The 11,369-nt window shown below is 35.3% G+C and carries 9 protein-coding genes; 1 reads left to right on the forward strand and 8 read right to left on the reverse strand.

The window, feature by feature from the left end; all coding sequences use genetic code 11:
* Window positions 1-20 precede the first annotated feature (20 nt).
* The 8 genes from BUB25_RS10930 to BUB25_RS16455 form a co-directional block, all read right to left on the reverse strand.
* Window positions 21-3,212, reverse strand: a complete 3,192-nt coding sequence (locus tag BUB25_RS10930) for an efflux RND transporter permease subunit (RefSeq protein ID WP_072944207.1) — start codon at window positions 3,210-3,212, stop codon at window positions 21-23.
* A 196-nt stretch (window positions 3,213-3,408) separates the two neighbouring features.
* A complete protein-coding gene (locus tag BUB25_RS10935) occupies window positions 3,409-4,488 on the reverse strand; it encodes an efflux RND transporter periplasmic adaptor subunit (RefSeq protein WP_072944209.1) in 1,080 nt (359 codons plus the stop codon).
* 60 nt (window positions 4,489-4,548) lie between these two features.
* Window positions 4,549-5,862 (reverse strand): TolC family protein, encoded by a 1,314-nt coding sequence (locus BUB25_RS10940; protein ID WP_072944211.1) that lies wholly within the window; start codon window positions 5,860-5,862, stop codon window positions 4,549-4,551.
* A gap of 124 nt (window positions 5,863-5,986) precedes the next feature.
* Window positions 5,987-6,346, reverse strand: a complete 360-nt coding sequence (locus tag BUB25_RS10945; protein WP_242497113.1) for a hypothetical protein — start codon at window positions 6,344-6,346, stop codon at window positions 5,987-5,989.
* Window positions 6,322-6,483 carry an NAD(P)-binding protein gene (locus tag BUB25_RS16745; RefSeq protein ID WP_242497112.1) on the reverse strand — a complete coding sequence of 54 codons (162 nt, stop codon included), beginning with the start codon at window positions 6,481-6,483 and terminating at the stop codon, window positions 6,322-6,324. Before BUB25_RS16745 ends, BUB25_RS10945 begins: the two co-directional genes overlap by 25 nt.
* A gap of 111 nt (window positions 6,484-6,594) precedes the next feature.
* Window positions 6,595-7,470: a hypothetical protein gene (locus BUB25_RS10950; protein ID WP_072944216.1), complete on the reverse strand. Its 876-nt coding sequence runs from the start codon at window positions 7,468-7,470 to the stop codon at window positions 6,595-6,597.
* A gap of 68 nt (window positions 7,471-7,538) precedes the next feature.
* Window positions 7,539-8,210, reverse strand: a complete 672-nt coding sequence (locus tag BUB25_RS10955) for a DUF6799 domain-containing protein (RefSeq protein WP_072944218.1) — start codon at window positions 8,208-8,210, stop codon at window positions 7,539-7,541.
* Between the two features lie 731 nt (window positions 8,211-8,941).
* Window positions 8,942-9,148 carry a hypothetical protein gene (locus BUB25_RS16455; protein WP_106357549.1) on the reverse strand — a complete coding sequence of 69 codons (207 nt, stop codon included), beginning with the start codon at window positions 9,146-9,148 and terminating at the stop codon, window positions 8,942-8,944.
* A 448-nt stretch (window positions 9,149-9,596) separates the two neighbouring features.
* On the opposite strand from BUB25_RS16455, the gene BUB25_RS10965 reads away from it, so the two are divergent.
* Window positions 9,597-9,920 (forward strand): helix-turn-helix domain-containing protein, encoded by a 324-nt coding sequence (locus tag BUB25_RS10965; protein WP_072944222.1) that lies wholly within the window; start codon window positions 9,597-9,599, stop codon window positions 9,918-9,920.
* The last annotated feature ends 1,449 nt before the right edge of the window (window positions 9,921-11,369 follow it).

Consider the following 11,369-nt stretch of genomic DNA (forward strand, 5'->3'; position numbering starts at 1 on the left):
TTAAACTTTACACCATTTTTTTATTTTTCCCATTTCTTTCTCTCCGTTATGTAATAAATCAGTGGCACTACAATCAATGTTAGAATAGTAGAAACTATTGCTCCAAATACCAATGAAATAGCTAATCCTTGAAACAAAGGATCAAACAGTATAATAGAAGCTCCAATAACCACAGCACCAGTAGTCAATAAAATAGGAGAGGTTCTCACTGCACCTGCCTCGATAATCGCTTCTTTTAGTGGAATGCCATCATTCAATCGGATTTCTATAAAGTCAATCAGCAGAACCGAGTTTCTCACCATGACTCCAGCCAATGCAATCATTCCGATGAAAGAAGTTGCTGTAAAATAAGCGCCCAATAACCAGTGGCCAAACACAATCCCGATTAAGGAAAGCGGTATAGCAAGCATCATCACAATCGGGGTTTTAAAGTTCTGGAACCATCCCACGATCAACATATAAATGATTACAATTGCGACCATAAAGGCAACACCTAAATCACGGAATACTTCCAAAGTAATTTGCCATTCACCATCCCATTTTACGGTAAAATCACTTTCATCTGTGGGTTGCTCCATATACAATTCATTGACTTTGTACCCTTTTGGGACTTTCATTTCAGTCAGTTTTTCACTCATTCCTAAGATTGCATAAACCGGACTTTCTAATGCTCCAGCCATATCAGCCGTTACATAAACCACACGTTTCTGGTCTTTTCTGTAAATGGTTTTTTGTAATGTATCTGTTTTTACTTTTACCAAATCACTCACCGGAATCATATTTCCCTGACTTCCTTTGATTTTTAGGTTTTGAATGTCTTGCAAACTGGTTTTGTCTTTATCGTCAAGCGAAAGGACAATTGCCACGTTATCATTTGAATTTTCATCATACAAATTAGAAACTGGGTATTCTTTGAGTAAATAAGTCAAATTCCCAACTACTTGTTGCGGTGCAATTCCGTTCAGCATGGCTTTCTCTTTATCTACTTCCAGTTTGTATTCCGTTTGATTGTCTTCTACCATCCAATCGATATCCACAACATCGGAAGTTGTTTCCAAAATAGTTTTCACCTGTTGGGCTACTTTTATTTGGTCTTTATAATTGGGTCCATAAATCTCAGCGACTAAGGTTGACAAAACTGGCGGTCCTGGCGGTACTTCAATTAATTTTACGTTTGCCCCATATTTCTTGGCAATCTTCTGAATATCGGGACGCATCGCTCTGGCAATAGCATGACTTTGTATATCTCGGTCTTCTTTGTGCAATAGATTCACCTGAATGTCTGCCATGTTGCTTCCGCCACGCATATCGTAATGACGTACCAATCCGTTGAAAGTAATTGGAGCAGATGTTCCTATATAATTTTGATAATTGACCACTTCTGGTTTATTTGATAAATACTGGGCAATTTCTTTGGTAACCGCTGCAGTTCGTTCGAGTGTTGTACCTTCGGGCATATCAATTACCACTTGAAACTCATTTTTGTTATCGAAAGGCAGCATTTTTACTACTACTGATTTCGTGAAAAACATCAAAACAGAACCAAATAATAACACAACAGTTACGGCAAGTAGCACTCTTCTTTTTATACTGCTTTCTAAGAACGGTCGTTCCAGTTTGTTGTATATTTTATAAATATGACTAGTTTCTAATCCTTCAGCTTCTTTATGTTTTTGATCGTCTTTTTCCTGAAGCAAATGATATCCCAAATAAGGGGTCACTGTCAAAGCCACAAATAGAGACAAAATCATCGCAATCGAAGCGCCAATCGGCATTGGACTCATATAAGGCCCCATCATTCCAGATACGAAAGCCATTGGCAAAATAGCCGCAATAACTGTAAATGTTGCCAAAATTGTTGGATTTCCTACTTCGTTTATCGCATAAATAGCCGCTTGTTTAAAGGGCAGTCGCTTCATCTTAAAATGCCTATGCATGTTTTCGGCAATAATTATACTGTCATCCACAACAATTCCCACCACAAAAACCAAAGCAAAAAGTGTAATCCTATTCAACGTATAATCCAATAAATAGTAAGCGAATAAGGTCAGTGCAAATGTCAACGGAACCGAGAAAAATACAACCAATCCACCACGCCATCCCATGGCTAACATCACTAAAATAGTCACCGCAACTATTGCGACACCTAAGTGTAACAATAATTCGCCTACTTTGTCGGATGCCGTTTCACCGTAGTTTCTCGTTACTTCGACGTGAACATCATTTGGAATTATATTTTTCTTTAGTTGCTCTACTTTAGCAATAATTTTTTCCGAAATTTTCATCGCATCGGCACCTTTCACTTTACCAACAGATATGGTTACGGCAGGATATTCCGATTTTGCGGTTTTAAATTTTTCATTGGCTTTGCCATAACCAAAAGCCACATAACTTCTGGGTGTAGCCGGTCCATCTTGTACTTTCGCTACTTGCTTCAAATACACGGGCATATTTTTATTCACGCCAACTACCAAGTTTTCGACATCATCGGCATTCGATAAAAACTGCCCTGTTGTAATCAAATATTCTTGGTCATTTTGTACAAAACTCCCCGATTGTGAACTTCCGTTATTGGCTTGAATCATTTGCATAATTCCCAAAGCATCTACGCCATTTTCGGCCATTTTATCTTTGTCGAGAATCACTTTCAGTTCGCGATTGCTTCCACCTATTTCTTTGGTTATCGCCACATCTTTTATTTTTTCAATTTCCGATGTTACTTCTTCGGTAATTTGTCGCAACTGAAAACTATCTTGTTTATCACTCCAAAGCGTAATCCCCAACATAGGAACATCATCAATAGAACGTGTTTTTACCATAGGTTTATACACGCCTTTTGGAAACATATCTTCGTGTTTTGCTAATTCGTCGTACAATTTTACATACGAACGCTCCACATCCTGACCTACATAAAACTGTACAATCAACATCGCCTGACCGTTCATCGCCATCGTATGCACATGTTCAACCCCTTTGATATTCGAGATTATTTTCTCCAATGGTTTTGCCACACGACTTTCTACTTCTGTAGGACTTGCTCCCGGATAACCCACCATCACGTCGGCCATTGGAACATTAATTTGCGGTTCTTCTTCCCTAGGAATCAGAAACGAACTGTAAACTCCAATAATCATCAAACCCACCATAAGCAAAATAGTCAGTTTTGAGTTGATGAAAAATTGGGCTATTTTACCTGAAATACCTTCTTGCATTTTCTTTTATTTTTTTGGGCGTGACCCTCTCAAAAAGGTCGGGCGGGGCTTTCAGCAGTATCTTTTGTTCCGCTACGCTTCACAAAAGGATGCCGCCTCAATCCCTCACGCGGAATTAACAATGACATTTATTTTATACATTTTCAGTTTTTGGTCTTCCGTTTTTCTGCTTTAAACCTTAAACTTTCAACTTTTTTTACTGAATATGAACCAAAGCTCCGTTATACAACTTCCCATCTGCCGAAACGATATATTGCTCGTTCGCTGATAAACCAGATAACACTTCTACTTGATTCCCAAACGTTTTCCCTATTCGTAACCATCTCAGAATGGCAATATTTCCAGTTCCAATTGTATAGATTCCGCTTAATTGTCCTTTTTTTACCAAAGCACTTTCGGGAATTAAAATTCGATCAGACGCAACAGTTTGCGTTTTGTTTGCAACAGGAAATTGCACATTTACAAACATTCCTGATAATACGGAATTATCGGTTTTATCTAAATTTACCTTTACCAAATATTGTCCTCCGGTATTCGTAGCCGAAATACTCACTTCGCTTACTTTTCCAATTAGTTTTGCATTTGATGATTTTACCAAAACATGTACAGGCATTCCTTTTTTGATTTCTGCAATATCATTTTCAGACACCATGGCCGTTACTTGTAATCTTGAAGCACCTTCAATACTTACCAAAGGCATTCCGGGATTTGCCATATCACCTTCTTTTACGAAAGTATTAGTCACTGTTCCTGAAAACGGAGCCCTAATATTCGAATAGGAAAATTGAGCTAAAATCTCGTTTCGCATTTGTCTAGCTCCTTCCAATCCTGCTTTTGCCATTTCGTAACGCGCCGTCATATCATCTAATTCTTTTTGCGAAGCACTTTGTTGTTTGAATAAATTCACAAAACGATCGTAATCTTTTTTAGCATTGTTGTAACCCGCAGTCGCTTGAAGAATACTGGCATCGACCTGTGCTTTTTTGGCTTGCAAATCAGTGTTATTAATGCTGACCAATAATTGTCCGGCACCTACTTTTTGGCCTACTTGTACATGAAGTTTAGTGACATAACCCATCATTCTCGTGCTGAGGTTGGCGCTGTTTTCTGCTTCAATTTTACCGCTGGCCGTTACAAACGGACTGTTGCCATCAGCTGAAATTCCGCTTACTTTCACTGCAATTGCTGGTTCTGTCTTAATTGGTTCTTTTTTGTCGCCTCCGCATGAGGTTAAGAAAACTGCAGCTATTGAAAGGATTGCTATTATTTTTTTCATGATTTTTTTATTGATTATTTTATGTCTTTCTTCTTTGTTTTTTCTTCTATTTCTTAACTCTTACTTGGTCAAAAATTGTAAATATTCTTGAGTAAAATTATATTCGAAAACGGCTTGCAGGAATTCCAGTTCTTTTTGAGACATTTGGGTTTCTGCTTGTAATAAATCAGTTGTTTTTTCCAATCCCTGCGTAAAACGATTACTACGGATTCTGTAGGCTTCTTGTGATTGTTCTAATGCTAATTTGGAAAGATTAACCTTATTCTCAGCATCTTTTAACTGACGGTTGGTTTTGTTTAATTCCAATTGACTTTTGGATTTATATTGCTGGTTTTCCATTTCTGACTTTTGGAAATCTGCTTTGGCTTTTTCCATTTTTCCAATAGATTTATAACCGTCAAAAACATTCCATGATACTTGTGCACCAATTAAATATCCTTTGGCATTGGTTCCAAAAAGTTTATCATCATACAATTCATAACTTCCAAAAGCATTCAATCTCGGCAAGAAATTCATTTTGCTCGATTGTACCATTTTTGCGTAGGCTTCAGATGATTTATCCATTGCTTGAATGTCTTTCCTATTGCTGGAAAGCGTCGTGTTGATGGTTTGAATAGCTATCGCATTTTCCAATTCCTCGATAGGTTTATATACTTTAGTGCCAGTATCTTCATTTAAAAGAAATCCCAAATAATCGGAAGCATTTTGTACATTGCTTTTTGCATATTGCAACTGATTTTTAATTTCATTTACACGAACCTGTACCGAAAGCAAATCGGTTTTTTGAAGAATCCCTTGTTTAAAATAATTTTCTATCAATTTCAAATTCGCTGCAGCAGTTGTGTTGGCTTTTTCCAAAACTTTTACCGCTTTGTAACCCAATTGCAATTCCATGAAAGCTTTATTGACTTCTAGTTCAAGATATTCTTTGGTGCGCTCTGTTTGCAATTGAAAAGCTTGCATTTTTGCTTTGGCAGCTTGTCTTCCGTACAATCCATCTACATTGATTAAGGGTTGTAAAACCTCAATTTTAGTAGCAAAATTTTTCGTTCTTGCAGGATTGTTTAATAGAGCGGGATTAAAATCAGATTGCGTTAAAATTTCCTGATTCAATTTGGAACCAAAAGCCATCAAAGGATTTGTTGTTGAAATCGCTGTATGTGATGCCGAAATACTGGGTAAGAATAACGAATTAGATTGTCTGTAATCTGCTTGTGCCGATTTGAAGTCCTGATTAACGATTTTGATTTGCAGGTTTTTATCGGAAGCCTTTTGCCAAATTTCTTTTTTAGAAATAGTCAAGGTATCCTGACTGAATCCTACAGCAGAAAAGGAAAGAATTCCAAAGAGTAGTAATGTGTTTATTTGCTTCATAATAGTTTTTTCTAAATTAATGCAGTAAAGGTAAATATCAGAAAATACGTAAACAGTAACTAATGTCACACTCGTCCGATAAAATAAAAAAAGCATCTTTAAATGGTTTTAAAGATGCTTGAGATTAATTAGTTGTTTTTATTTCTCTAATTAAATCATGTGGTCCTGTTGATGCGTGTGAAGCATGGTAATAAGTACAAGCAGAGAAGGTTATATTAGTTCCAGTAATCAAACCTTCGGTCATGTAAAACGCTAATTTTAGACCCGTTTCATTGATGAGGAAATCATAGCGTAATTTTTCTCGAATGCCTTTTCGTTCTGCAAAAACATATTCGACGAGCACATATGGTTTGGCTTCGGAAGGATCGCCTTCGGGATGAAACGAAATGACTTGTGCTTTTTTGTAGCCGATGTCATTTTTTTGTACAAAGGCTCTAAAGGGAAAATAACCTCTTTGACTCACATACGTCTGATGCCTACCCAAATGTTAGAAGGAACCCATTGGTAATTTCTATTAGGAGAAACTACGAGAACATCGTGATTTTTTGAAAGTTTTTGTCTCAAATGAGCTGCTGCGGTTTGACCGGCAATTCCTGCTCCAAGTATTACAATTTTTGACATGGTGAATCATTTAATTTTTTCAAAATTTGGTCAAATCTATTTTGCAATCAGTAAGTAATATTAGTCGCAACTGGGTAAGTCTAAAAGCTATTTTTGTTATACAATTATTGTTTATTTCCTTTTTTTGGTATTGAGCCAATAACTAATGCCCCCTGACCAGTAAAATATATTTTTGAGGTCTTCTTTTAATATTATTTCATTAGTAGTAATGGTTGCATTGCTTTGGGGAAATGCCCAATGAGGAGAAATTGAAAATAGAAATGAATTACTTTGAAATTGAATGGGTAAACTAATTTCAAGATTTAAAACATTAAATTGGTTTACTTCCTTTATAGCAATAGAATTGTTAATGGATGGATTTTGCAGATTACTCTTCCCTTTTCGGTTTCCCAAACGATTGTAAGTGTAGTACTCCTGATAAAAGTATTGTGATCCTCCAAAAATATTAAATGTTGGAGTTATTTCAAAATTATCATCTAATGCGTATATTGATTTATCTAATTGTATTCCTCCGAAGAAATCAGTAGAACTATTACTGCTGAAATAGCTGCTTGCAGTTAATGAAATTTTAAAAAGGCTTAAGTCATAACCAAGAGTGGCTGTAAGATCACCTTCAATTTCCGATTGTATGCTGTAACTATCTTTACTAAAAAAATATTTTGTACCTGAGAGTAAGCCACTTAATTTTTTAGAATTAAATTGGTATCCTGCAGTTAATAAAAACAGGTCTATTCTGCTTTCTTCCGATTTAGTTAAATAGGATAATGACGCATCTGCAAAAAAACCCGATCTGTCATAAAATCCTAATGAAGGTACTAAGTATGGCGCACGGACAGAATCGTTTCTTCCCATAAATACGGCATCGCTTTCATAGTTTAAACTAAATAAGACGTAGGAATTTTTATCTTTGTTTTTTAGGTTTTGTCCCATTAATGAAATTGGGAGTGCTACTAAAAGCAAATAAAATAAGAGTGGTAAGTTTTTCATTTTAATAGAATTTTGAATTAAAAAATTAAAGCAACTTTGATTTTTAAAACCAAAGTTGCTTTTGTTATTTATTGTACTCTACCTCTTTTTTGGATGTTTGGTTTACTTTGGATTTTTTTGTTCATCCTAACTTTGTTTGCATCCATTTGTTTTTGAATAGTCATTTTTCGATGCGTGTATGCATTTTGAAATTTTTGCCCATCCATATTTAAACATTCCCCTTCTTTGAGACGTAATTTATTTTGGCTACGAGTTTGGTAACTTCCGTCAGGATTTATAACTACACCGTTACCCAAATTAAGTTTTTCTTGAATTCTATTTTGAGATTCATTTCGTACTTGAAATACAGTTCCGTTTAAGAGCATAAATTGAGTTCTGTTCTGATTTTTTTCTCGTATTTGTGCTTCCGAAAGGTTTTTGTTTTCATTTTGTATTCTTTGTCTGTATTGGTATTCATTGGTGTATTTTACTCCGTTCATATCCAGACATTCTCCATCTCGAAGACGCAATTTTTTCCCATCACTTGTTTGATAACTGCCATTTGGATTTATAGTTGTACCATCAGTAAGCGTTACCTTATCTTTTAGACGTACCTGATCTCGGTCTCTTATTTGTAATACATCACCATCTACGAGCATGATTCGGTCCTGATTACGATCCTGATCTTGATCTTGAATTTGACTTGAACCTACAGTAGCTACTAAGACTACTAATGCGATTGAAAAAAGTATTCTTTTCATAATAAATATATTTAATTGGTTATAAATACAAATTGATTATATAAAGATTTGGAGGTATTGATGCAACAATTAAGTGTTATAAAATATAGGTTAATACTTAATTGTTTTATGATTCAAAATTAGTTTTTTTTTGGGGTTTTTTAATCACAAACATCTGATTTTCTGATAATTACATTTTTTTTAGACGAAATGTATTAATCTGCCGATTAAGGGCATATTTATATTAAGTATGTGTACGAAATTAATCGTTAATTATATACTAATTGAAATTTTATATTTAAGACGGTAATGCTATACAAGGATTTATATAGTAAAAAATAGGGACAAATCAGCAAAAATCTGATTTGTCCTAGTATGTGAACCTGATTGATCAACAATACTTTGTTGGCTTCTTTTTTTTGTGCTCGGTAATGTTCTAAAATCTGTATGGTTCCCAATTTACAAACAAACCTTCCAGACAAGGTAGCAAACTGAAACTGATACATTTCTTGATGGAATGATATGTATAAAAAGCAATTTTTGTAAATAAACTCGGTTGAAATTTCATAGAAAAAGACCATAAACAATACTATTAACCCAACAGCAAAAATTATATATAAAGCCGGTTGATATTTTTTTTTATAAAATTGGAAGCAGAAAAACGCGATTGAGCTGTGCATGAAAATATAGTACGAAAAAATAAAGCAAACCATTACTAAAACCTTTCCAACTTTGTATAAAAAACCCAGTCGTTAAGTGTAAACGGATAAAAGAAAAATCAAAATAGCCGTTTCCTGCTCCCATTTATTTTCTAAAATCGGTTTATTAGCAAATTCACCACTAAGATTGAATGCCGATTGTATTCGCAATTGTCTTGTGTCACCCGTCAAAGGAGAAGTTAGTTTGGCTTCATCATCTTTATGGAATCGTACATTTTTAAAATAGCGTGAGATAAGCACCTGACGACTTATAACATTACTAAGACAGGTTTTCCTGTATTAGTAATCAGTGTCTTTTCTTCGAAGAGAACGAGTTTAGGTTTTTCAACAAGGAACATTTTGTCATGCCCTTTGATTTTTTACACTCTTCCTTACTACCAATTATCCAATTAGAAAATTACTAGCACACCTAAAATATTTAAGTCTTCGTATCTTGCACCCGTTTCATCACATCTAGGGATTGACAATCAATCCCTTCTAGCCCTTTGATATTTTTCTCTCGGGATTTTCTGTTCGGACAGGGTTACTAAACCGACAGTTCTAACCAACATTTATCCTCAATGGATTCTTATGTCTTATAAACGACAATAATTAGAAATTAAAAGCCAAACTCTCCCTTTTAAGGACATCTTTCATCTCCAAAGTCGGTAATAAATACTTTTACATGAGATTTAAATAACCGATCACCATGAAGCCATTTACTTTTGACCAAATACCTGTAATGATGAACAAAATTCATGATAAATTGGAGCATTTGGAAAAACTTATTCTAAGAATCTCTATTGTAGAGGAAAATGAGAACGAAATTCTAAACATTCAAGAAGCATCAAAACTTTTAAATCTATCGGTATCAACAATCTATAGTAAAGTATGTAAAAGGGAAATCCCCGTCAATAAACAAGGTAAACGCATTTATTTTTATAGACATGAGTTAATGAAATGGATTAAGTCCGGTCGTGTAAAAACTTATTTAGAAATCAAAAATGATATTGAAAAGAGGTCAAAAATCTAAAGTTAATACTAGATTTTTGACCTCTGTTCTTTTTACCCCTAAATCTAAATATTCTCATCATACAAGACTTAGTTTTTTTATGTTAGTAACATAAAAAACATTCAAAGTTTATAACTATTTTTGCATAAACAACTCCCATGAGTTATGTTATCTTGATTAAGGATACTTTGTTTTGTTTTGCGATAGTTTGCTTTAAATTGTACCATAATTGTACCACCTAAGTTTAAAACCCTATTAAAGTAAGGAAAGTTATTTTCTGCATCGGGAAGTAAGAACAAACCAACAACAAGCCAACAACAAACGAGTTAAACTACTTACCATCAATATTTTAACTCGTTTTTATTTATCCTTACTTTTGGTTAGATGAAGTTATTAGAATTCATGCTTGATAAGTGAATCAGGCTGTGGTTTGCGAATGCGTGCTATAGAATTTTGATTGAGGGACACAAGCAAGATGCTTGCGCCAGCTTGTGGAGTCGTGAGAAGTGAGTCGTGAGAAGTGAGTTGTCAGTCGTGAGAAGTGAGTTGTGAGTTGACAGTTGTGGGTTTTCAGTTGTCTGTTATCGGTTGTGGGTTGTGAGTTATCGGTAGACGGACAAGGGGTATTGGTTGTCTCCATCGTCTATCGTTTGCCGTTGGATGAAATTATGAAAATCGTCAGTTCGAGTGTTTTTTGTGAAGTGAAACGGAACAAAAAATGTATCGAGAACTACTTTAAAGGATCAAGTCAACCTTTTCTTTTGCCTTGATGCAAAAGAAACAAAAGATCAAGCCTGATCCCGATAGCGATCGGGATTCAAAACTTAAAAAGGATTATAGTTTTTACCTGACTGCCACTGGCAGTCCTCCTTTTAATTTCAAATGTTCCGCAGCCCGAGCCGTTCGTCCTTCGTCCTCAACTCGCGGACTGCTGCCACTCCGTTTTATCGTTGTTTTTTGACGTTTTTAATTTAAGGGCGGGGTTAGGAGTTGTGAGTCGTGAGAAGTGTGTTGCCAGTTGTGAGATGTGAGAAGTGAATTGTCAAAAGTGAATAACGAATAGTGAAGCCTGTTGGGGCGAGCCTCTTGCTCGTGCCGACAAACTAATTTCAATCTATTTCTAAAATGCTGTGATCATTATTGCCATAATTCCTGGCATTACTGAATTTCCAATTGACAGGATCGTTTACAAAACCCGTTTCTAAAGATCCTATCTTCTTTATGGGTACGAACAAGAGACTCGTACTAGCAGAGGATTGAGGGGCACAAGCAAGATGCTTGCGCCAGCTTGTGGAGTCGTGAGAAGTGAGTTGTGAGCCCCGATAGATTCTGTGTTGATTTCCTAATAAATCTAAATTTTATTTTTATCGGGAAGCTTTTTTTTATGTTTAATATTCTTAATTTTGTCGTCTAAGTCGGTCTTAGAGCCAGACTGTATAGCGTGTTTATGCCTTTTGTGCTAGCACGCTA

Origin of the sequence: Flavobacterium granuli (genome assembly GCF_900129705.1) — a bacterium.
GTDB classification, from domain to species: domain Bacteria; phylum Bacteroidota; class Bacteroidia; order Flavobacteriales; family Flavobacteriaceae; genus Flavobacterium; species Flavobacterium granuli.

Excerpts from the sequence above, each read along its gene's own strand:
- BUB25_RS10950 (WP_072944216.1), bottom strand. The coding sequence starts at position 7,470 with ATGAAAAACTTACCACTCTTATTTTATTTGCTTTTAGTAGCACTCCCA.
- BUB25_RS10935 (WP_072944209.1), bottom strand. The coding sequence starts at position 4,488 with ATGAAAAAAATAATAGCAATCCTTTCAATAGCTGCAGTTTTCTTAACC.
- BUB25_RS10940 (WP_072944211.1), bottom strand. The coding sequence starts at position 5,862 with ATGAAGCAAATAAACACATTACTACTCTTTGGAATTCTTTCCTTTTCT.
- BUB25_RS16745 (WP_242497112.1), bottom strand. The coding sequence starts at position 6,483 with ATGTCAAAAATTGTAATACTTGGAGCAGGAATTGCCGGTCAAACCGCA.
- BUB25_RS10955 (WP_072944218.1), bottom strand. The coding sequence starts at position 8,210 with ATGAAAAGAATACTTTTTTCAATCGCATTAGTAGTCTTAGTAGCTACT.
- BUB25_RS10965 (WP_072944222.1), top strand. The coding sequence starts at position 9,597 with ATGAAGCCATTTACTTTTGACCAAATACCTGTAATGATGAACAAAATT.
- BUB25_RS10930 (WP_072944207.1), bottom strand. The coding sequence starts at position 3,212 with ATGCAAGAAGGTATTTCAGGTAAAATAGCCCAATTTTTCATCAACTCA.